This is a genomic window from Winogradskyella pulchriflava, from assembly GCF_042434315.1.
Lineage (GTDB): Bacteria > Bacteroidota > Bacteroidia > Flavobacteriales > Flavobacteriaceae > Winogradskyella > Winogradskyella pulchriflava.
The window spans coordinates 313912-337282 of the sequence record NZ_JBHLTQ010000005.1; the positions used below are offsets into that span (position 1 = coordinate 313912).

A 23371-nucleotide genomic window follows, 5' to 3' on the forward strand; every position below is an offset into this window, starting at 1 on the left:
TTTATTATTTAAGAAATGTTTTGAAGTCTGATTGAATTAAAAACATTAGTCACTTAATAGAGTAAAAAGTTTTTATGATTAAAAAATTATCTAATTTTTTTTTTGATTAAAATTCAAACATTTGTCAAAACTTATAACAATCTTACGCACTAATTATTATATTATAAATAATATTATATTTTTATAACATAAAATTTGAGTTCTTAGTATTTTTTGTCGTAATTTACTTACACAACAAATATTAACTATGACACTTGAATATTATGATGTTGACGATGTAGGTTCTTTAGTTGAAGAATTTTTCCATCTGTCTTTTTATGAAGACGACATTCCTTTTGAATCTACTATTCTACCAATATGCTCTACTACAATAATATTTATTTATAATAACTCTCATCGTTTTACATACAAAAAGAAAAAAACTGAACTCAACGGATTAATTGTTTCAGGCCAATTTTACGACTCTTACCAATTTTCAGTTAACAATAAAGGATACTCTTTAGGAATATCATTACATCCTACTTCACTTTATAAGTTAACAAAATTAAATGTGTCAAAAATTAAAAACAAGCACATACCATTAATTGAATTTTCTAATGAATTACACCATTTGTTATATCCCATATTTCAGGCACACCATAACGATATACCAAAATTAGTTCAATGTTTAAAAAAAGTTATTTTAAAATTACCTACTGACAATGATAACGTGGTTAGCCAGATAGACCAAGTCATAGATCTCATCCATACTAAGGAAGGCATGCTTAACACTTATGAATTATTAGATAAAGTAAGTTTTAGCCAAAAGACTTTAGAAACACATTTCAAAAAAATTGTTGGTTTAACTCCTGGTAAATATATCCGTCTTTATCGTTTTGTGAATTTAATGCGCAAATATGAGGGTAAGGAAATAAAACTAAAGGATTTAATATATATGTATAACTATTATGATCATTCTCACTTCTCTAAAGACTTTAAGCATTTTATGAAACAATCCCCAAAACATTACTTCAAATCAGAGCATCCATTTCTAAATAAATATTTAAACAGGTAGCTTTTCGATAATTTACAACAAATGACAGCTAAATGTCAGTAGTTTTGTGATGATACTTTTTTTGCTAATAAATGATTAATTACTTAGGGTTATTATAACAGATTTTGTTAGTAGTTAGGGTTAAAAGTATCAATATATAAAAGGGCTCTATATTTAGAGCTCTTTTTTATTTTTCAATTGAAGGCAGTACAAGTAATTCTCAAAAAATGATTTTTCTTAGCTTATTAATATTAGTACTATAAAATAATAGCCTTAAATTTCATATTTTCGTAAAATCCCTTAACAAGTATTACTAGATATGACAGAAATAACACGTCTTTTTGACTTTCCATATTACCAACTCGAAAATAAACCAAATAAGTCTGCTTTGGTTACAAAGTATAACGGAAAATGGGAGCCTATGTCTACACATGAGTATTTAGAGAAATCTAATATGGTTAGTAGAGCATTATTAAACTTAGGTGTCCAAAAGAACGATAAAATAGCTGTTATTTCCTCAACCAATAGAACGGAATGGAATATCATGGACATTGGTATTTTACAAGTTGGTGCTCAAAACATTCCTATATATCCAACTATTTGTGCTGAAGATTATGAATATGTATTAAATCATAGTGGCTCTATATACTGTTTTGTTTCGGACGAAGAAGTACTTGAAAAGGTAAGAAAAGTACAAGCAAATACAGGCATCAAAGAAGTGTATTCCTTCAATCATATTGAAGGTTGTAAACACTATTCCGAATTATTTGAATTAGGAAAAGACCCAAGCAATCAACCTGAAGTTGAAGAAAGAAAAAACGCAGTAAAACCTGAAGATTTAGCTACAATAATTTACACTTCTGGTACAACAGGAAAACCAAAAGGCGTTATGCTATCGCATTGGAATATTACCAGTAACGTTTTAGATAGCTCGCCTCGTGTTCCTCTTCCACCAAGTGGTGAGACTAGAATCTTAAGCTTTTTACCTATTTGCCATATTTTTGAACGTGTATTAATTTATATTTATCAATATGCAGGCACATCGATTTATTATGCTGAAGCTATTGACAAAATTGGTGATAACGCTAAAGAAATTAAACCAAATTTAATGAGTGTTGTGCCTCGATTACTCGAAAAAGTATTTGATAAAATAATGCTCAAAGGCGAAGAGTTAACTGGCATAAAAAAAGCATTATTCTTTTGGGCTGTAAAACTTGGCGAACAATGGGAACCTTATGGAGCTAATGGTACGTGGTATGAGTTTAAACTAAAAATTGCAAACAAACTAATTTTTAGTAAGTGGAGAGAAGCATTAGGTGGAGAACTAACAACTATGGTCTCAGGAAGTGCTGCATTACAACCTAGGTTGGCAAGAATTTTTGGTGCCGCAAAGATGAGAGTCATGGAAGGTTATGGCTTAACAGAAACCTCTCCTGTTGTTTCAGTTGGCATGTATGCAAATGCACATTATAAGGTAGGTACCGTTGGCAAACCAATTGCGAATGTCGAGGTAAAAATTGCTGATGACGGAGAGGTGTTAATTAAAGGTCCTAATGTAATGTTGGGATATTATAAAGATGCCGAAAAAACTAATGAAGTAATGACTGGTGATTACTTCCATACAGGAGATAAAGGAATAATTGATGAAGATGGTTTCCTTAAAATTACAGGTCGTAAAAAGGAAATGTTTAAAACCTCTGGTGGTAAATATATAATTCCACCACTTTTAGAGAACGATATGAAACAATCCCTTTTTATAGAACAAATAATGGTTATAGGTGAAGGCGAAAAAATGCCAGCAGCCTTAATTCAACCAAATTTTGAATTTGTTAGAGATTGGATAAAACTAAAAGGTCATGATATTGGTACTTCTGAAGCCGAAATTGCAAAATCCGATATAGTAATTCAACGTTTTCAAAAAGAAATTGATAAATACAATGCACATTTTGGTAAATGGGAACAAATAAAACGTTTTGAACTCACACCAGATATATGGTCCATTGATGGTGGACAACTCACGCCTACTTTAAAAATGAAACGTAGCGTTATAAAAGAAATTTATCAAGATCTATACGACAAAATATATAGATAAAAACAATTACCACAATACTTCTACAAGAAGAAAAATCTCTTAAAGATTAAACTAACATTCTAAAAAAAGCGTCTCTAACTGAGGCGTTTTTTTTGAAACAATCCTAGTTAAAATTTTATAAATTTATTATGCGTGCATAGTATTTTTTATTATCTTTGGAATCGCAAGATTTTAAAATGAAAGATAAAACTATAGATTATGTATTGCGAACCACTTGGTTAGCTGTCAATAAAATGTATAACGAGGAAGCTGCAAAGTTCGATTCTACAATGGCAACAGGTTTTGCATTACTAAGTATTGACCCTGAGAAAGGAACTCCTTCTACCTCTCTTGGTCCAAAAATGGGCATGGAAGCCACAAGCCTATCACGAACATTAAAAATGATGGAAAAGAAAGGCTTAATTATCCGAAAGCCAAATCCAGAAGATGGTCGTGGTGTCCTAATTTTTTTAACCGATTTTGGAAAGGAAAAAAGAGCATATTCAAAAGAAAAAGTAATAACATTCAACGAAACCATTAAAGACAATGTTTCTGATGAAGAATTAACTAACTTTTATAAAGTAGCAGAAATCATTAATAATATGATTTCCAACAAACAGATATACAATCAAAAAGAAAATATTTCTAAATAAAATGAGCAAACGTAGAATAAAAAAAATAGCCATTATTGGTTCTGGTATCATGGGAAGCGGTATCGCTTGTCATTTTGCCAATATTGGTGTTGATGTTTTGTTATTAGACATCGTACCTAGAGAACTTAATGATAAAGAGAAAGCTAAAGGTTTAACTTTAGAAGATAAAGTGGTTAGAAACCGCTTGGTCAATGAAGCATTAGCAGCTTCAATTAAATCGAAGCCTGCTCCACTCTATCATCCTTCTTTTGCAAACCGTATCACTACAGGAAATCTTGAAGATGATATTTCTAAAGTAAAAGATGTGGATTGGATTATGGAAGTTGTTGTTGAACGTTTAGATATTAAACAACAGGTTTTTGAAAAACTAGAACAACATCGTACGCCAGGAACTTTAATTACATCCAACACCTCTGGAATTCCTATTAAATTTATGAGCGAAGGCCGAAGTGAAGATTTTCAGAAACATTTCTGTGGAACACACTTCTTCAATCCTGCACGTTACTTAAAATTATTTGAAATCATTCCAGGTCCTAAAACCGATGCGTCTGTTTTAGAATTCTTAAATGAATACGGTGAAAAATTCCTCGGAAAAACTTCTGTAGTCGCTAAAGATACTCCTGCGTTTATTGGAAATCGAATCGGGATTTTTAGCATCATGAGTTTGTTCCATACGGTTAAAGATTTAGACTTAACCATCGAAGAAGTCGATAAGTTATCTGGTCCTGTTATTGGTCGCCCAAAATCGGCAACCTTCCGTACAGTTGATGTGGTTGGTTTAGATACGTTGGTACATGTCGCTAACGGTATCAAAGAAAACTGTCCGAAGGATGAACGTAATGAATTATTTGTCTTACCAGACTTCATTAATACCATGATGGAGAACAAGTGGCTGGGAAGTAAAACCGGTCAAGGATTCTACAAAAAATCGGTTTCAGCTGAAGGTAAGAAGGAAATATTATCACTAGACTTAAATACACTAGAATACCGATCGGCTCAAAAAGCAAAGTTTGCAACCTTAGAATTGACCAAAACGGTAGACAAAGTGGTTGACCGTTTTAAAATATTAGTCAAAGGAAAAGATAAAGCTGGAGAATTCTACAGAAAAAGCTTCGCAGCATTATTTGCCTATGTTTCTAACCGCATTCCTGAAATCACTGACGATTTATACAAAATTGACGACGCCATGAAAGCAGGTTTCGGATGGGAACACGGACCTTTCCAGATTTGGGATGCAATTGGTGTTGAAAAAGGAATCGAAATGATGAAAGCCGAAGGTTTAGAACCTAACGCTTGGGTTAACGAGATGTTAGCTTCTGGTAGCACCTCATTCTACACAGTAAAAGATGGCGCAACTTATGCTTATGATATTCCGAAGAAATCTCAAGAGAAAATCCCTGGACAAGACAGTTTCATTATTCTGGACAATATCAGAAAATCAAATGAAGTCTTTAAAAATTCAGGTGTTGTTGTTGAAGATTTGGGTGACGGCATTTTAAATGTAGAATTCCAATCTAAAATGAATACCATTGGTGGTGATGTTCTTGCTGGTTTAAATAAAGCTATTGATTTAGCTGAAAAAGACTTTGCTGGTTTAGTTGTTGGTAACCAAGCGGCAAACTTCTCTGTTGGGGCAAATATCGGAATGATTTTCATGATGGCTGCCGAACAGGAATATGACGAGCTTAATATGGCAATCAAATACTTCCAGGACACAATGATGCGTATGCGTTATTCTGCTATCCCAACAGTTTCTGCGCCTCACGGCATGGCACTTGGCGGTGGATGTGAATTATCAATGCATGCTGATAAAGTGGTTGCTGCAGCAGAAACCTATATCGGATTAGTAGAATTTGGTGTTGGTGTGATTCCTGGTGGAGGTGGTTCTAAAGAAATGGCCTTACGTGCACAGGATACTTTCAGAAAAGGTGATGTAGAACTAAATGTACTGCAGGAATATTTCTTAACCATTGGTATGGCTAAAGTGGCAACTTCGGCTTATGAAGCATTCGATTTAGGGATTCTTCAAAAAGGAAAAGATATAGTGGTGGTCAATAAAGACCGTCAAATTGCTACGGCTAAAGCACATGCCAAATTAATGGCAGATGCTGGCTATACACAACCTGTTAAACGAACTGATGTTAAAGTATTAGGTAAACAAGCCTTAGGAATGTTTCTAGTAGGAACCGATGCCATGGAAGCAAGCCACTACATCAGTGAACACGATCATAAAATTGCTAACAAACTAGCCTACGTTATGGCTGGTGGTGATTTATCTGAACCAACATTAGTAAGTGAACAATACTTATTAGATCTAGAACGTGAAGCATTCTTGTCGCTTTGTACAGAGCGTAAAACCTTAGAACGCATTCAGCATATGTTAAAAACAGGAAAACCACTTCGCAACTAGTTGCGAAAAGTAAAAAGGAATTAGTCATTAGGAGCAAGTGGCTCACTAACTACTGATTACTAACAACTAAATACTAAAAAAATGAAACAAGCATATATAGTAAAAGCATACAGAACAGCAGTTGGTAAAGCACCAAAAGGTGTGTTCCGTTTTAAAAGAGCCGATGAATTAGGTGCTGAAACCATTCAGCATATGATGAAGGAATTACCACAACTTGACGTAAAACGTATTGACGATGTCATTGTTGGAAATGCTATGCCTGAAGGTTCTCAAGGCTTAAACATGGCACGATTTATTTCGCTTATCGGATTAAATAGTGTGGATGTTCCTGGTGTAACCGTCAACCGTTTCTGTTCTTCCGGAATTGAGACTATCGGAATTGCAACAGCAAAAATTCAGGCTGGAATGGCCGATTGTATTATCGCTGGTGGTTCAGAAAGTATGAGTTCGGTTCCAATGACAGGATTTAAACCTGAACTTAATTATGACACGGTTAAAGCTGGGCACGAAGAATATTATTGGGGCATGGGAAATACAGCAGAAGCGGTTGCCAATCAGTTTAATGTCTCTCGTGAAGATCAAGATGAGTTTGCATACAACTCACATATGAAAGCCCTAAAAGCACAAGCTGAAAATCGCTTTCAAGATCAAATCGTTCCTATTACTGTAGATCAAACTTATATAGATGAAAATGGAAAAAAAGCCACAAAATCTTATACAGTAACCAAAGATGAAGGTCCGCGTGCAGGTACTAGCAAAGAGGCTTTAGCAAAACTTAGAGCGGTTTTTGCTGCTGGTGGAAGTGTCACAGCAGGTAACTCGTCTCAAATGAGTGATGGTGCCGCGTTTGTTATGGTCATGAGTGAAGACATGGTAAAAGAATTAAACATTGAACCTATTGCACGCTTAGTGAGCTATGCTGCTGCTGGTGTTGAACCTCGCATCATGGGAATCGGACCTGTAAAAGCGATTCCTAAAGCATTAAAACAAGCGGGATTACAACAATCTGATTTAAGTTTAATAGAACTTAATGAGGCATTTGCATCACAATCCTTAGCAGTCATTAGAGAATTAGACTTAAATCCTGATATCATCAACGTTAATGGTGGTGCCATTGCTTTAGGACATCCATTAGGTTGTACTGGAGCAAAATTATCGGTACAGTTATTTGATGAAATGCGTAAACGTGATTTGAAAGGTAAATATGGTGCAGTAACCATGTGTGTTGGTACAGGCCAAGGTGCATGTGGAATTTTTGAATTTTTGAATTAATAAAAGAACTTAATACAATACTATAAAATGGCAGAGTTAGAAAAAGACATCCTACGTGGAGGTCAGTTTTTAGTAAAAGAAACAAAATGTGAAGACGTTTTTACTCCTGAAGATTTTTCAGAAGAACAAAAAATGATGAAGGAATCCGTTATGGAATTCAATGAACGAGAAATCATTGCTCATAAACCAAGATTTGAAGCCAAAGATTATGCACTAACTGAAGAAGTTATGCGAAAAGCTGGTGAAATGGGATTTTTAGGTGTGGCTGTTCCAGAAGCTTACGATGGTCTGGGAATGGGATTTGTTTCCACATGTTTAACATGCGATTATATATCGTCTGGAACTGGTTCTTTTAGCACAGCCTTTGGGGCACATACAGGTATTGGTACAATGCCAATAACGCTTTATGGCACCGAAGAACAAAAACAAAAATACGTGCCAAAATTAGCAACTGGAGAATGGTTTGGAGCTTACTGCTTAACAGAACCAGGTGCAGGATCTGATGCTAACTCTGGTAAAACTACTGCCGAACTTTCCTCTGATGGAAAATCATACAAAATCAACGGTCAAAAAATGTGGATATCAAATGCAGGATTCTGTAGTTTGATGATTGTTTTTGCACGTATTGAAGATGATAAAAACATTACTGGTTTCATAGTTGAATATGATCCTGAAAATCCTAACGGAATTACACTTGGTGAAGAAGAACATAAATTAGGTATTCGTGCATCTTCTACAAGACAAGTATTCTTTAATGATACAGTAGTTCCTGTAGAAAACATGTTAGCTGGTCGTGGTGAAGGTTTTAAAATTGCTATGAATGCGCTAAACGTTGGCCGTATTAAATTAGCTGCTGCTTGTTTAGATTCACAAAGAAGAATTTTAACAACTGCTGTTCAATACGCTAATGAGCGTAAGCAATTTAAAACTCCTATAGCAGATTTTGGTGCTATTAAAACAAAATTAGCCGAAATGGCCGCTAGTGCCTACGCTGGAGAATCTGCAACATACAGAGCTGCTAAAAATATTGAAGATCGTATCGCTATACGTGAAGCTGCTGGTAATTCACATCAGGAAGCAGAACTTAAAGGTGTTGAAGAATATGCCATTGAGTGTTCTATCTTAAAAGTTGCCGTGTCAGAAGATGTACAAAATTGTGCAGATGAAGGTATTCAGATTTTTGGAGGAATGGGATTCTCGGAAGAAACACCAATGGAAGCAGCTTGGAGAGATGCTCGTATTGCTCGTATCTATGAAGGTACTAACGAAATTAACAGAATGTTATCTGTTGGGATGTTAGTTAAAAAAGCAATGAAAGGTCATGTTGATTTATTAGGCCCTGCTCAAGCAGTGCAAGAAGAATTAATGGGTATTCCTTCTTTTGAAACACCAGATTATTCTGAATTGTTTTCAGAAGAAAAAGAAATGATTAAGAAACTTAAAAAGACGTTTTTAATGGTTGCTGGTGGAGCTGTTCAAAAATTTGGACCTCAATTAGAAGAACACCAACAACTATTAATTGCTGCTGCAGATATATTGATTGAAATCTATATGGCAGAATCAGCAATTTTAAGAACAGAGAAAAATGCGAAGCGTTTTGGTGCAGAGTCTCAATCGGCACAAATTGCTATGGCAAAACTATATTTATACCATGCTGTTGATATTGTTGAAGAGAAAGGAAAAGAAAGTATTATTTCTTTTGCTGAAGGCGATGAGCAACGTATGTTATTAATGGGACTGAAACGCTTTACAAAATATGTAAACTATCCAGATATTGTAGACTTACGTATTGAGATAGCTGAAAAAGTAAAAGCAGAGAACAAGTACTGCTTTTAGGTTAGGTTTAAGTTGGAAATGAGAAAAGCCAATTCAATTGAATTGGCTTTTTTATTCTTATAAAATGTAAAATATTTAATACTAATTTAACGAAGTAAAGCTAATTATTACCTAATACAATATGGTCTTTTTAGATACAGTGCCATCATCCGTTTCAATTAATACAATATAAGTGCCTTTAATAGGTTGATTATTAAATTGAATTTCTTGTCTAGCTGAAGTTTCGTTTAATGCATAATTATAAACTAGTTGACCAGCTATATTATAGATTGATAATTCTTTTAATGTTAAATCAGATAGATTATTTAGTACCAATATATTTAAAGGGCTTTTATAGTATATCTTAATATCTGACTCATCATTTTCATTTGTTGGCAAAACAGAAGAAGATTCAACAGGTACATTAAAAACCAATGCAAAACGTTCAAGATATTCACCTGCATCTGCATGAAACTCATAGGCACTATCTCTTAGATTATGATAAACACCTAGATCTTTATCTAATAAGTAAAGATTAAACTCATCAGAGATATTCTCTAAAGCATCTATACCAATTGTATTTAAACCACTGTCATTAATATGAAATCCTAATGGAAAATTTGAAGTCTCATCAACAATATTCGTTCCTTGAATTGTAAATAACTGTCCTTCAATTAACCAATACATGTCATCATATTCCGTTTCATAGTACTCTCCATCATATCCCCAATCAATACCTGAAGTAGCGTTTGCATCTTCTGTTAAAAGTAACTGTCTGTGCATTGTACTAGGAGCTGTAAAACCTAATCTAATCTTACGTCTGTTATCATTTGGTATACTAAATGAGGAGTTCTCTTGAGAAATGGAAACATTTTCATTTACAACCGTAGTATTGGCAAATGATTTTCCTATAAAAACTAATGAAACTAATACAGTAGTAATTGTAAGCTTTAAGTTAGAGACTTTCATAAGTAGTTACTTTTAATTATTGAGGGCTAAACAAACCTATTACTTATTTCTTGTTTTAAAACATTGCTTCTTTAAGACGTATAATAATTCGTTGTAGTACTTTAAGCTACATATATTTCCGATGAAAAACATATTTTTATTGACTAAGGATTTTGATTAAGATGCAATTAGCATACTTAAATGAAGAAAATTATAAAAAAGTGCCCCAAAACATATTGTTTTGGGGCACTTTACTTACTAACTAAAATATATAAAAATTAAAAATTTACTTTACTATTATCTTTTTTGTAACCTCTACATTCTCGTCGGTTTTAAGCTTAACGATATACACACCTGTACTTAGATTGTTTATTTCATACTCTCCATAATTGCCTTCCCATAACTGATTATTGGTATATACAGATTGACCTTCAATGCTATATATCTCTAGAGATTTAAGGTTTAAATTATTAGGATTTAAAACAATTACTTTTTCTCTTACTATTGAATAATACAAATTAAGTTCACTTAAATCATTGTCGTTTGTACTCAATGATTCTGGTGTTGTAAATACAATTTCAAAACGATCTAAATGATCTCCTGCTGGTAAAAACACATTATAATGTCCATTTCTTAAGTTATGATAGATATTCAAATCCATGTCATGTAACAATACCTGTAACTCATCTGGCACATTTTCTAAACTGTCTATGGTAATAGAATTATTACCTTCTATATTAGTATGTATACCCAAAGGCAACACCGAAGTTTGTTCGTCTATTTCATTAATACCTTGAATAATATATTTTTCATTATCAATCATCCAATACATGTCATCCATTTGATCTTCGTATAATATACCATCAAATCCCCAATCATAATCCATAGTTGCTGCTTCATCTACAGTTACTAACAATTGTCTATGTATAGAATTTACAGAGTCGAATCCTAAACGGATTTTCATTCTATTATCTCCATTTTCATTGTTTTCTTCTGTGTTAACTTTAGCTCTGGAAGTTGAATTATTTGCGCCACGCAAAAACACAGAAGAACCACTATCCTCTTTTACAAACACACGTTGACCATTATTAAATTCTATTTTTCCGCTTGCTTCACCAATAACAAAAAAGCCTTGTCCTACTGGAATGTAACGTCCTGGTGTTTTAGTTCCGACAAGAGAAGATTGATCTACATCTTCATCTGCAATTGCTTTAGAAGCTGCTGGCACACCACCAGACAAATTATAAGTACTATAACCGCCTTGATATTCTGCTAACAAATGAGATCCTCCGCCCCAATGCTCCCAAAAGTATAAAGTTCCTGTAGTATTACCATTACCTGTAATTAAAGGTCCATTGTCTAATATAAATTGCCTTGCATCTATAGCTGAAGGATATGGATTACCTACCAAATAGTCGTTACCTGCATCTAATTGTAATTCTATTGTACCATTGTTAGGTTTTCCAACAAATACATAATTTTGTTCTTGAGAAACACTGCCGTTGGTATTAGATACTCCTTTCATAGTATAACCTTCACCAGCCAACATGGTTCCTGTATTGCCAATCTGTTGCCATAAGGAATAGTTATCATCTTCTAAATTACTAAACTTCCATATCCAGTATTTTGCAATAGAAATATTAGATCCAGATACTGAACCATCATAACCATTTATAAAATTTATTGCTGTAGGAGCACTTGGATTTGTACCATTCCTCAATACATCTGGAATTTTATAACTTGTATTATTAGATGTGGTACTTGTAACACCTACAGGAGATGACCAATAATTATAAGTATAAAGGTCTTTAGTACCTTGCTGGTCTTTTTCTAAAGAACCAGAACTGGCAGTATCTAAATCACTATCTTCTGTCTGAATGAACTGTGACTCATCTACTAGATCAATTTTTCCATCTAATTTAACATACCATGAATTAAATAATCCTGAATCTCCTTCAATAGTCAATTGTTTTCCGTTTTCTACAATTAATCCAATAGTAGAATGATCTATATCAGTTGTGATATCGTCGGCTATTTTTATGATAGCGCAAGCATTATGCTTATTAGGTATATCCCATACACTACCGTATAGCCAATTATCTGGGTTATCCCAATCACCATTACCTCCAGATCTTGTAACATAAGGTAATGGTGCTGTGCGATCTTGGTACGTGCGCATATTATGTAAGTTACCATCTACATTACTAATAGATTCATCTGGTGTTTTACCTGTATTAAGAACATCCATTTTGTAATAGAGTTTTAAATCACTCCACGATAAACCATCAATATCTTTAGGAATAACTGCACCTCTAACTTGCCCTGAGTTGTTTTCAATTTCTTGATATACCTGTTTCTGTAATTGGTCGTCAGTTAAAGCTTTTGTATAGACTCTGGTTTCGTAAATAGAACCTTCAAAATAATTGTTATCGTTTTCTGAGTTTCTTCCAATCTCAAAATCATGGTTAGAATTCCATGACGAACTATTATTAATAACACTACCTAATAAAAGGTTGTATTCCCATTCCAATTCACCATTCAAAAACAACTTTATAGTGCCTTTACTTGCATCATAGAGTGCTGCTACATGATACCATAATTCTGTTTCTAAAACCGGAGCATCATAATTTGGTGTAGTTATGTTATTTAAGGTAATTCCATTAGTTCTTACATAAGTCTTTAACCTTCTAGAAGAATCCAAAAAGATTCTAAAATTACGTTGACCCATTACCTCTCCTCCATCAAAACCATTATCTAATTTAATCCAAGACATCATAGTAACCTCAGAATTGTTGCCTAAAAAGGCAGATCTATTGATATAATCATCCACACCATCAAAATCTAAAGTTAAGTTCCTTACATCACTAAAGGCAATTTCAAATCTATCGTTTATACTGGATGAACTACCAACTGCATCCATAGATATTTCAAATGTTATAGTACTAAAAACTCCATTTAGACGTGCGCTACCTGAAGCGGTTCCTGCCAAAGGCGGTCCACACTCTGACGGTAAACTTGTATAGCTTTGACCAGCTTTTCTACCAACTGTTGTAGAAGTACACTCAAAATGAACGTCATTTCCAGATAGTCTGGTATAAGTAATTCCTGGAGTAAGTATTTTAACAAGTGACGATGAAGTTTTATTACTTACTTGGCCACCACCTAATCTATCAAAGTGCAAAACTGGGTTCTCCACAGCTGTACTAAAATTAAAAGTGATTTGAGCCGTATTAGGAAACGTATGCCTAATACTTAAAGATGGGTTGCCTACAATTGATCCATCACTATAAGCCGAGTTATTACAGCCCATAGTATCATGTGTTTGAAAATCATTTAATGTGTAGGATGTACCTGATCCATAACTTGTAGCAGAAGCAGTTATACCAATACCTCCTGCTGTAGTACTCCATGTTGTACTCGCTCCACTACCTGAAGCCGTCCATACGCCAGAATTTTGAGACAAACATAAGTTAACAAAGGTAAAACTGGTAATACACATTACCATCTTTACAATAGAAGTAAAATTTTTCATAACTCGGTTAAGTTTTAATGTTGCAAACAGATTTGAGGGGCAACTGTCTGATGATGAGGGGACTCAAAGATTTCAACATTTAAAGTTATAAAGACAATTATCTCTACCAATGACTCAATAATTCGTTAAAATGAAATGGTTTTGCAATTCTTACCGACAAAGCGTAACACCAAGTTAGTTAGACAGTTACAACAACTTCAACTATTATCACATCTAATTATTATATTATTTTTTGTTTTAGTAATTAAGAGAATCCTAATATGTTTAACGCAGATAATTATTATATTTAAAAAATCAATCTTGCTACCTGATGAAATATTTATTATTAATCCTATGCTCCTTATTTATTTCCATAGTTTTCTCTCAATCAGAAACCGAAATTTTTCTTTTTGATATAGAACAAAACAATTCAAAAATTCAAGTTAAAAATGCTAATAACATTTCTAATAATAAAGGTTATGATAATCAACCATCATTTTTAAATGAAGACAACATATTATTTGCATCTACTAGAAATGGGCAAACAGATATAGCACAATACAATATTAATTACAAATCAAAAATATTTATAAACTCTACTCAGGGAGGAGAATATACACCTTTAAAGATTCCGAATAAAAATGCTGTATCAGCTGTAAGACTAGACGAAGATGGAAAACAGCGTTTGTATTCATATAACTTAAGTAATGGAGAATCTACTGAACTTATTAAAGATTTAGTAGTTGCTTATTACACGTGGTATAATGAAGACACTGTGGTATCGGCTGTAATAGAAGATGAAAACCTTAATTTGTACGTAACTAATGTTTTGGATGGTAAAAGTGAAAGATATGCTACTAATGTTGGACGCTCGTTTCATAAAATACCTAATTCTAACCTAGTAAGTTTCATATATAAAGAAAGTGATAAACAATGGCAAATAAGATCTCTTAATCCATTGACAGGAAGAACAAGACTCATTGCCAATACCATAGAAGGTATAGAAGATATTTGTTGGTTAAGCAATAACACCATCCTTTCAGGTAAAGGAGGTATTTTGTACAAACTAACTTTAAGACACGATAATAATTGGAAAAAAGTAGCAGACTTAACTGCTGATGGCATTACAAATATTACACGTATGGCTTTGAACAGTAATGCAACAAAACTTTTAATTGCAGGAGAGGTTGAGCCAACCACCTCAAATCAAGACTCAGAATCCAATACATCAAATACCTCAGAAACCAGCCAGACAAATACCCTACAACTCACCGAGCAACAAGCAGGAAGTATTGTACAAAAACATATTGAGCCTTTTAATAATAAAAAATTAGACGAATTTGTTGATGCCTTTGCAAATGACATTATTGTAAGTAAGTTTCCAAACGAACATATGTATTCTGGTATTAACACACTTAAAGAAAATTATAAAAATTTCTTTAAAAATTATGATAAAGCAAATGTAAAAGTCCTTAATAGAATGGTTTTAAACGACATCGTTATTGATGAAGAATTGGTGACTATTAATAATATAACTGTTAGGCAAGCCACAATATACAAGGTTGATAATGATAAGATAAAATCTATGACGTTCATTAGAAACAAAAGCACCACTTCAAATCCTGAAATTATTGTCAATGAACAATTAGAAAAATACAACGAAAGAGATATCAAAAATTTTATAAAAACCTACAGTGAAGATATAAAGCTATACAAACTACCAAACACAGTTACCCTAGAAGGGCAATCAGCACTCAAAACAGAATATGGGATATTTTTTCAGCAAACACCAGACCTAAACGCAGAAATTGTAAACAGAATAGTCCTCGGCAACAAAGTTATTGATAAGGAAAAAGTTGTCATTAACGGAAAAACATTCTATGCCATAGCAATCTACGAAGTAAATGACGGTTTAATTTCTAAAGTAACTTTTGTACAATAGTGTAACAATTTCATTTTTTCATACACCAATAATAAGCACACCAACAACTATCCATGATGTCCTACATTGTAAAACCAATCATTATGGAGCTACTTTGGTATATAAACCAATACCAAAAACATTTTTGATAAAACAAAATCATAATGAAAAACAGATAACAAATTCTAAAATAAAAGTGACTTTTATTATTCACTTCATTTAGAATCCATTGTATTTTTCACTAAATTTAGCAATCCCTTTACCCTAAATTGATTAATAGCATTTAAAACCTAAATTAATGTATTATTCATATACTAATGAAATCAAAATCAATAAAAGGGCACTCCACTGCTGAAATAAAAACTGCATTAACCAATTGTTTAAGCGATGGTTTTAAACCAACTTTAGCCATTGTGTTTCTGTCAATAGCGCAAGATCACAAGGCAATTATCCAATTATTGGACGACAAACAAATTTCAGTTTTTGGAGTAACAACCAACGGAGAGTTTATAGATGAAAATACCGAAAAAGAATCTGTAGCAATTTTATTGCTCGATATGAAAAGAAAGCATTTCAACATTTATCTCGAAGAATATCCTAAAAAAAATTATCGTGAAATTGCACAAAACATTGCTTCAAAAGCCATAAATGATTTTCAAAAACCAGCATTTTTAATTGCAGCTAGCCATTTAGAAACAGATGCCGAACAATTACTCTTTGGCATATCTGATATTACTGGAAATGATGTAAATGTATTTGGTGCTATGGCTGGAGATGATTATACATTTTCAGATCAGTTTGTCTTTACAAATGGCAAAGAAAGCAAAGTGGGTACAGTGGTTTTAGTTTTAGATGAGGATAAGATAAACATCAAAGGTGTTGCTACCTGTGGTTGGAAAGCTGTAGGAACAGTAAGAACTGTTACCAAAAGTGAAGGCAACCATGTTTATACTGTAGATAATATTCCCGTCTTAGATATTACCACAAAATATGGTGGATTAGAAAATGTTACTCCAGAAAACGAAAATCTATTGCTTGAGATAGCGGCTAACTTCCCTCTACAACTTCAAAGAGAAAAAGGTGACCCTGTAATGCGTCCTGGTTTGGTTGTAGATTGGAGCGACCGTTCCTTTCTTTGTAGTGGCACTGTGCCTCAAGGCTCTAAAGTGCGCTTTTCTTTACCTCCAGATTTTGATGTCATGGAAAAAGTTATTAAAGGAGTTCAAAGCTTAAAAGATACAGAAATGCCAGAAGCAGATGCTTTAGTTGTGTTTAGTTGTGCTGGTAGGATTTTATCCTTAGGTCCGTTAATGAACCAAGAAATAGAAGGAGTAAAAAATGTATGGAACGTGCCAATGATCGGTATGTTCTCTAATGGCGAATTAGCACGTGCTACTGGCGGAAATCTAGAAATGCACAACCTTACGACTTGCTGTGTCGTACTAAAAGAAAAATAATTTAATAGAAATGATATGCTAAAATTAACTGTTTTATATGGTCATCCTAAAGATGCCAAAGCTTTTGAAAACTATTATAGTGAAAACCACTTGCCACAAGCGGCAACCATGGAAGGTGTTGCTAAAATGGAGTTGACCAAATTTATGGGTACTCCAGATGGTCAAAAAGCTGACTATTATCGTATGGCAGAACTATATTTTACTAGCCCTGAACAAATGCAAGAAACCATGAGCTCACCTGAAGGACAAGCAACTACAGATGATTTATCAAATTTTGCTACAGGTGGAGTAAATGTGATTGTGGGTATTGTCGACAATGATTAACAATTCATAAGAATACATGATTTCAAAAACCATAAAAGCAAATTCTACAGAAACCATTATAAAAGAAATTGATAATGCATCTTCAGATGGTTTCAAACCAACATTAGCAGTTGTATTTCTGTCTATAAAACAAGATTGGAAAGTCATAAGTGAGGCATTAAGCAAAAGAGATATTGCTGTTTTTGGATCTACAACAGCTGGAGAGTTTATAGATGGTGATATAGAAGAAGGCAGCATTGTAATAATGCTACTCGATATAAACCCTGAGCACTTTAAAATCCAATTCCTTGAAACAGGTGAGCATACAACCCACGAAAATGCGAAACAAATTGGCATCGCTGGAAAAAACACCTTTAAGAATCCAGCATTTATTATCGCTTCAGGTTGGTTGCATATAGATGGCGAAAAAATCATTGAAGGCATCATACAAGGCTTTGGCAAAGAAGTAACTGTTTTCGGAGGTATGGCAGGTGATGATTTGGCTATGCAAGGACCACTTGTTTTTACCAACAATAAAAGTGCTGTTAATGGTTTAGTAGCACTAGTTATTGATGAAGATAAAATTGAAATCAACGGTATTGCAACTTGTGGTTGGAAACCTATTGGAACCACCAAAACAGTTACAAAAAGTGAAGGCAATATCGTTTACACCATTGATGACAAACCAGCTCTGGATATGGTGATGAAGTACCTCGGTCTCGATATAGATTTAGATTCTGGTAATGATGTGTTAACTAATATTGGAGCTTACTATCCCTTGCAATTAGAAAGAGAAAATGTATCACCAGTGATGCGCACAGCAATGTGGGGAAATAAGGAAGACCGTTCGCTTATTTGTGCAGGTACAGTACCTCAAGGGGCAAAAGTCAGGTTTTCTTTGCCTCCAGATTTTGATGCTATTGAGCAGGTGATTGACGAATGCAAAGATGTAAAAAATGAAAGACAACAGGAAGCCGATGCACTTATCATGTTTTCCTGCATTAGTCGTCATTTATCATTTGGAATTTTAATGACCGAAGAAATTGAACAGGTGAAGCAAGTTTGGGACGCTCCAATGGTTGGCTTTTTTAGCTATGGAGAATTCGGGAAATCTAAAACTGGAAAACATGAGTTTCATAATAACACATGCTGCGTAGTGGCTTTAAAAGAGAAATAAACAATGACATCTAAAACCATAAAAGCAAATTCTACTGAAGCACTAATCAAAGACATTGATAAGGCAACTTCTGATGGTTTTAAACCAACTTTAGCTATCGTGTTTTCTTCAATACAACAAAATTGGAAAACCGTTAGCGACCTATTAGATCAAAAGGGTATTACAATTTTTGGAGCAACAACTGCGGGCGAGTTTATAGATGGTGATGTTGAAGAAGGTAGCATCGTCATGATGTTGCTTGATATAAATCCTGATTATTTCAAATTAGAATTTCTTGAAACAAGTCAAGCAACCACACTAGAAGATGCAAAAAAACTTGGTTTCACGGCAAAAGCATCGTTTTCAAATCCTGCCTTAATTATAGCTACAGGCGGCATATTTATAGATGGTGACCTCGTTATTGAAGGTATTATGCAAGGTATTGGTGATGGAAACTCATCAAACGAGAGCGAAGTCACCATATTTGGTGGCATGGCAGGAGATGATTTAATAGCTGAAAAACCACTTGTGTTTACCAACGGAAAAAGCAAGGACAATGCACTTATTGCGCTCATTATAGATGAAGACAAAATAGATGTTAGAGGCATTGCAACCTGTGGATGGGAAGCCATCGGAACTTCAAAAACAGTGACAAAAAGTGAAGGTAATATCGTTTACACTATAGACAACAAACCAGCATTGGATACATTGATGAAGTATCTTGGTGTTGATGTAAAATTAGATGAAAGCCAGGAAATCGTCGCATTTTTAAACTCTTGGTATTATCCTTTGCAATTAGAACGCGACAATGGCGACACGGTGATAAGAGCAACAAGATTTGCCAATCAGAAAGACCGTTCACTAATTTGTACAGGAAGTGTGCCTCAAGGATCACAAATAAAATTTTCCTTACCACCAGATTTTGATGCTATAGAAACCGTGGTCGCAGAATGTGAAAGCATAAAAGACAATACAGAACAAAATGCCGATGCCCTTATTATGTTTTCATGCGTAAGCAGGCATTTATCATTTGGCGCTTTAATAAAAGAAGAAATTGAACAGGTGCAAAATATTTGGAATGCTCCCATGATTGGCTTTTTTACCTATGGTGAATATGGAAAATCAAAAATTGGCACACATGAGTTTCATAACAATGCATGCTGCGTTATTGCTTTAAAAGAGAAATAAATATGAAAAGTAAATCCATAAGTGGCAAATCCACAGAAGACATTAAAAAGAAACTAGAAGATAGTCTAACAGATGGTTTTGCACCAACAATTGCCTTAGTATTCATATCTGTAAAACAAGACAGAAAAGCCATTTGTGAGCTATTGGATTCCAAAAACATGGATGTCTTTGGTGCGACATCATGTGGTGAATTCATTAATGGTCATCAAACTGAAGGAGAAATTGCCATTTTACTTTTAGAATTAGCTAAGGAACACTATACCGTTTTGTTTGAAAACATGGAAGACGGAAATATGGATAATGCCGTTTCCAAGTTGGCGAATAACGCTCTAAAACAATTTGCGAATCCATCACTTATCGTATGTGGTCCAGGCATCAACCAAAAAGGAGAACATTTTGAAGGGGAAAAACTGGTTAAAAGTTTAGAAAAACAGCTTGGAGCAGAAAAGTTATTTTTTGGCGGTATGGCAGGCGATGATTGGGCACTAAAAGAAACATTCGTTTTTACCAATACAAAAGAATCCAACTATGGAATCGTTGCACTTGCTCTAAATGGAGATAAAATTTCCCTGAATGGGATGGCTATTACGGGATGGAAACCAATGGGAATCGCAAGAACTGTTACAAAAAGTGAAGGCAAGTTACTCCTCGAAATAGATGGGAAATCTGCTGTAGAGCTATACCTAAAATACTTGGGCAAGTCAGATAAAATAACCGAAAAAGATTTTAAGATTTTTGAGGATCTAGCAATAGAATATCCATTTTTAGTAGAACGTGACAACAATGAAACCGTTATAAAATCACCAACAAAAATTGATCATGCAACAAATGCGCTGGTTATGGATAATCCAATGCAAGAAGGGACAAAATTTTGGTTCACGCAACCACCAGAATTTGATATAGTCGAAGAAGTCATTGAAAAAGCTACCCAGTTAAAAACAGATTTAGGTACAGAGGCAGATGCGCTCTTGATATTTTCTTGTGGTGGTAGAAAACCGATTCTTGGTCCTATGGTAACCGATGAAAATGAAGGACTAGCCGAATTGTGGAACACACCAATGGCAGGCTTTTTTACCTATGGTGAGTTTGGACGGGTTTTAAACGGAAGACAAAATTTCCATGGAGGAGCCTGCTGTTGGGTAACACTTAAAGAAAAAGAATGAATCAACACCTACAACATATTCAAGATTTTATTGAAAGCTTAAATCATCTTTCTGAAGAAGACAAAGCTGCCTTATTAAAATCTCTTAAAAGCGCAGATAAAGATTTACTGATTTCGGAATTTAAATTAGAACGTACCGAAAAAGTAAAACGCACCACAGCTATCTTATTAGAAGAAACGATTGAAGAGCTTGAACTAAAACGAAAAGCTATTGAAGATTCTAACGAAGCCTTACAAAAATCCTTAAAAGAATTAAAAGCTGCACAATCACAATTAATTCAATCCGAAAAAATGGCAAGTTTGGGTGAATTAACGGCTGGCATCGCTCACGAAATTCAAAATCCGCTCAACTTCGTCAACAATTTTTCTGAAGTCAGTAAAGAATTATTAGAAGAAATGCTGGAAGAAATCCAAAATGGCGATATGGAAGAAGTCAATGCCATTGCCCAAGATGTCATAGAAAATTTAGAAAAAATAAATCACCACGGACAACGAGCCGATGGTATTGTCAAAGGGATGTTACAACATAGTCGGAAAAATTCTGGTGAAAAAGAAGCAACCGACATCAATGTGTTGGTAGATGAATACTTACGATTGGCTTATCATGGTTTACGAGCTAAAGATAAATCCTTCAATGCGCAATTAGAAACAAAATATGATGACTCTATCGGTAAGCAAAGCATCGTACCTCAAGATATTGGACGCGTGGTTCTAAACCTCATTACGAATGCGTTTTATGCTTGTAACCAGCGTTTACATACTAAGGCAGACATTAAAAAAAATGAATATCAACCTACCGTTTCAGTACATACCCAAAAGATAAATCAAAGCGTTGAAATTTCTGTAGAAGATAATGGAAACGGCATTCCTAAAGATATTGTAGCCAAAATATTCCAGCCTTTTTTCACAACCAAACCTACTGGTCAAGGTACTGGATTAGGGCTAAGCCTAAGCTATGACATTATTAAAGCGCATGGCGGCGAATTAAATGTTGAAACAGAAGAAGGCAAAGGCACCAAATTTATAATCACGATACCAACAACCCTCTAATTAATGAAACTGACAAAAAAAATAGAAACAGAAATAACACAATTCTTACAAAAGTATTGGGAAACCTATTTTGAAGGTAATCTTATGCAGTGGCAGTCGTTTATAACTGAAGATTATAAAAATATTGGTACCAATCAGGAGGAAATATGGAATAGTAAAAGAGAGATTTTAGATTACACCAATAAAGTTTTAGACCAAATGGTTGGCAATGCTGTTGTTCGCAACAAAACTGTTCAAATTATTCCTTACGATCCTTATATCATGACCCATGAACTTGGTGACCTCTATATAAAAAATGGAAAAAAGTGGACTTTCTATGCGCCTATCAGATTGTCATCACTCATACAAAAACAAGATACAGGTTGGATCGTTTTACACCAACATGGTTCTTTCCCAGATTCCAAAACACAAAAAGGTGAGGCTTTCGCAGTTGATGCCATCAAAGCCGAAAACATCAAGCTTCAAAAAGCTGTACAAAAGCGGACAATTGAGCTTGAACAAAAAAATCGTGAATTAGAGATTGAAACCGCTTTAGAACGCATTCGTGCACAAGCTGTCGCCATGAAAGAATCTTCAGACTTGTTGGATATTGTGGTTTCGATGCGTAAGGAGTTTATCAAACTTGGGCATGAAGCGCATTATTTCTGGCATATGATGTGGTTACCAGAAACCTATGAAAAAGCCATGACTTCTGGTGATGGTAGTAAAATTGGTTTTGTAATGAAACTACCAAGGCATATCCATGGTGATATTCCTCAATTAGCTAAATGGGAAAAAAGTAAAAAGCCAACTGTTGTACATGCTATGAATGTTGACGACGCTTTAGACTATGTCCATAAAATGGTGACACTTGGCGATTTTCAAAATATAGATCCACAAGCACCTACTGAAGATGACATCAGGCATATTGGTGGTTTAACCTTCATTATGGCTCGCACTACACATGGTGAAATTGGGTACAGTTTACCAGGAGTCGTAAAAAATCCACCAAAAGAAGACATTGATATTTTAGTAAAATTTGCTGGTGCTTTTGATTTAGCACATCAACGTTTTCTAGACTTACAGAAAGCTGAAAAACAAGCTCGGGAAGTTGAGATACAATTAGCATTAGAAAAAATCCGCTCACGTTCCTTGGCTGTTCACAAGACCGAAGAATTTAATGAGGTCATAAGTATTGTTTTCGAAAAATTAAAAGAGTTGAATATTCCAGCTACTGCTGTTGGCATTGGAATACAAATACAAGGCTCAAAGGATCTCAATACTTACGTTTGTGGAGAAAATGAAACAGGCTTAGTTATTTCTAACTATAGGCTTCCCTATTTTAATAATAAAATTTCCAAGAATCTGTACTGCCATCGAAAAGCAAATAGATACTTATGTTGGTCATTATACAAAAAAACAAAAGGACACTTTTTATAAGT

At 34.2% G+C, this 23371-nt stretch carries 16 protein-coding genes; 14 read left to right on the plus strand and 2 right to left on the minus strand.

From position 1 onward, the window contains the following. Positions 1-247 precede the first annotated feature (247 nt). From ACFFGA_RS10780 to ACFFGA_RS10805, 6 genes are all read left to right on the plus strand, one after another. Positions 248-1054: a helix-turn-helix domain-containing protein gene (locus ACFFGA_RS10780; RefSeq protein WP_386063696.1), complete on the plus strand. Its 807-nt coding sequence runs from the start codon at positions 248-250 to the stop codon at positions 1052-1054. Positions 1055-1352: 298 nt separating this feature from the next. Then, a complete protein-coding gene (locus ACFFGA_RS10785) occupies positions 1353-3125 on the plus strand; it encodes an AMP-dependent synthetase/ligase (protein WP_386063699.1) in 1773 nt (590 codons plus the stop codon). Positions 3126-3301: 176 nt separating this feature from the next. Then, complete coding sequence (locus ACFFGA_RS10790) at positions 3302-3757, plus strand: MarR family winged helix-turn-helix transcriptional regulator (RefSeq protein ID WP_386063701.1); 456 nt, start codon at positions 3302-3304, stop codon at positions 3755-3757. Position 3758: 1 nt separating this feature from the next. Beyond that, positions 3759-6167 carry a 3-hydroxyacyl-CoA dehydrogenase/enoyl-CoA hydratase family protein gene (locus ACFFGA_RS10795; RefSeq protein WP_386063703.1) on the plus strand — a complete coding sequence of 803 codons (2409 nt, stop codon included), beginning with the start codon at positions 3759-3761 and terminating at the stop codon, positions 6165-6167. Between the two features lie 81 nt (positions 6168-6248). Further along, positions 6249-7439 carry an acetyl-CoA C-acyltransferase gene (locus ACFFGA_RS10800; RefSeq protein ID WP_386063706.1) on the plus strand — a complete coding sequence of 397 codons (1191 nt, stop codon included), beginning with the start codon at positions 6249-6251 and terminating at the stop codon, positions 7437-7439. 27 nt (positions 7440-7466) lie between these two features. Then, a complete protein-coding gene (locus ACFFGA_RS10805) occupies positions 7467-9275 on the plus strand; it encodes an acyl-CoA dehydrogenase FadE (protein ID WP_386063709.1) in 1809 nt (602 codons plus the stop codon). Between the two features lie 111 nt (positions 9276-9386). On the opposite strand, the gene ACFFGA_RS10810 is transcribed toward ACFFGA_RS10805, so the two are convergent. Both ACFFGA_RS10810 and ACFFGA_RS10815 read right to left on the minus strand, forming a co-directional pair. Next, entirely contained in the window at positions 9387-10223 is an 837-nt protein-coding gene (locus tag ACFFGA_RS10810) for a T9SS type A sorting domain-containing protein (RefSeq protein ID WP_386063712.1), read from the minus strand. 265 nt (positions 10224-10488) lie between these two features. Next, positions 10489-13734, minus strand: a complete 3246-nt coding sequence (locus tag ACFFGA_RS10815; RefSeq protein WP_386063715.1) for a RemA C-terminal-like gliding motility protein — start codon at positions 13732-13734, stop codon at positions 10489-10491. A gap of 310 nt (positions 13735-14044) precedes the next feature. On the opposite strand from ACFFGA_RS10815, the gene ACFFGA_RS10820 reads away from it, so the two are divergent. From ACFFGA_RS10820 to ACFFGA_RS10855, 8 genes are all read left to right on the plus strand, one after another. Continuing rightward, complete coding sequence (locus ACFFGA_RS10820; RefSeq protein WP_386063718.1) at positions 14045-15655, plus strand: nuclear transport factor 2 family protein; 1611 nt, start codon at positions 14045-14047, stop codon at positions 15653-15655. Between the two features lie 296 nt (positions 15656-15951). Further along, complete coding sequence (locus ACFFGA_RS10825) at positions 15952-17091, plus strand: FIST signal transduction protein (RefSeq protein ID WP_386063721.1); 1140 nt, start codon at positions 15952-15954, stop codon at positions 17089-17091. A 15-nt stretch (positions 17092-17106) separates the two neighbouring features. Then, positions 17107-17415: an EthD family reductase gene (locus ACFFGA_RS10830; protein WP_386063724.1), complete on the plus strand. Its 309-nt coding sequence runs from the start codon at positions 17107-17109 to the stop codon at positions 17413-17415. A gap of 16 nt (positions 17416-17431) precedes the next feature. Beyond that, the gene (locus ACFFGA_RS10835; protein ID WP_386063727.1) at positions 17432-18571 is read left to right on the plus strand and encodes an FIST signal transduction protein; all 1140 of its coding nucleotides are present in this window, start codon (positions 17432-17434) and stop codon (positions 18569-18571) included. A gap of 3 nt (positions 18572-18574) precedes the next feature. Continuing rightward, complete coding sequence (locus ACFFGA_RS10840; RefSeq protein ID WP_386063730.1) at positions 18575-19738, plus strand: FIST signal transduction protein; 1164 nt, start codon at positions 18575-18577, stop codon at positions 19736-19738. Positions 19739-19740: 2 nt separating this feature from the next. Next, positions 19741-20901: an FIST signal transduction protein gene (locus ACFFGA_RS10845; RefSeq protein WP_386063733.1), complete on the plus strand. Its 1161-nt coding sequence runs from the start codon at positions 19741-19743 to the stop codon at positions 20899-20901. Beyond that, positions 20898-21950 (plus strand): sensor histidine kinase, encoded by a 1053-nt coding sequence (locus tag ACFFGA_RS10850; RefSeq protein ID WP_386063735.1) that lies wholly within the window; start codon positions 20898-20900, stop codon positions 21948-21950. Before ACFFGA_RS10845 ends, ACFFGA_RS10850 begins: the two co-directional genes overlap by 4 nt. Before the next feature lie 3 nt (positions 21951-21953). Continuing rightward, entirely contained in the window at positions 21954-23369 is a 1416-nt protein-coding gene (locus ACFFGA_RS10855; protein ID WP_386063737.1) for a nuclear transport factor 2 family protein, read from the plus strand. Positions 23370-23371 lie beyond the last annotated feature (2 nt).

Bases quoted from the DNA above. Each gene is read 5' to 3' on its own strand.
- ACFFGA_RS10815 (WP_386063715.1), bottom strand. From the start codon at position 13,734: ATGAAAAATTTTACTTCTATTGTAAAGATGGTAATGTGTATTACCAGT.
- ACFFGA_RS10805 (WP_386063709.1), top strand. From the start codon at position 7,467: ATGGCAGAGTTAGAAAAAGACATCCTACGTGGAGGTCAGTTTTTAGTA.
- ACFFGA_RS10810 (WP_386063712.1), bottom strand. From the start codon at position 10,223: ATGAAAGTCTCTAACTTAAAGCTTACAATTACTACTGTATTAGTTTCA.
- ACFFGA_RS10785 (WP_386063699.1), top strand. From the start codon at position 1,353: ATGACAGAAATAACACGTCTTTTTGACTTTCCATATTACCAACTCGAA.
- ACFFGA_RS10820 (WP_386063718.1), top strand. From the start codon at position 14,045: ATGAAATATTTATTATTAATCCTATGCTCCTTATTTATTTCCATAGTT.
- ACFFGA_RS10780 (WP_386063696.1), top strand. From the start codon at position 248: ATGACACTTGAATATTATGATGTTGACGATGTAGGTTCTTTAGTTGAA.
- ACFFGA_RS10845 (WP_386063733.1), top strand. From the start codon at position 19,741: ATGAAAAGTAAATCCATAAGTGGCAAATCCACAGAAGACATTAAAAAG.
- ACFFGA_RS10855 (WP_386063737.1), top strand. From the start codon at position 21,954: ATGAAACTGACAAAAAAAATAGAAACAGAAATAACACAATTCTTACAA.
- ACFFGA_RS10840 (WP_386063730.1), top strand. From the start codon at position 18,575: ATGACATCTAAAACCATAAAAGCAAATTCTACTGAAGCACTAATCAAA.
- ACFFGA_RS10800 (WP_386063706.1), top strand. From the start codon at position 6,249: ATGAAACAAGCATATATAGTAAAAGCATACAGAACAGCAGTTGGTAAA.
- ACFFGA_RS10835 (WP_386063727.1), top strand. From the start codon at position 17,432: ATGATTTCAAAAACCATAAAAGCAAATTCTACAGAAACCATTATAAAA.
- ACFFGA_RS10850 (WP_386063735.1), top strand. From the start codon at position 20,898: ATGAATCAACACCTACAACATATTCAAGATTTTATTGAAAGCTTAAAT.
- ACFFGA_RS10795 (WP_386063703.1), top strand. From the start codon at position 3,759: ATGAGCAAACGTAGAATAAAAAAAATAGCCATTATTGGTTCTGGTATC.
- ACFFGA_RS10790 (WP_386063701.1), top strand. From the start codon at position 3,302: ATGAAAGATAAAACTATAGATTATGTATTGCGAACCACTTGGTTAGCT.
- ACFFGA_RS10830 (WP_386063724.1), top strand. From the start codon at position 17,107: ATGCTAAAATTAACTGTTTTATATGGTCATCCTAAAGATGCCAAAGCT.
- ACFFGA_RS10825 (WP_386063721.1), top strand. From the start codon at position 15,952: ATGAAATCAAAATCAATAAAAGGGCACTCCACTGCTGAAATAAAAACT.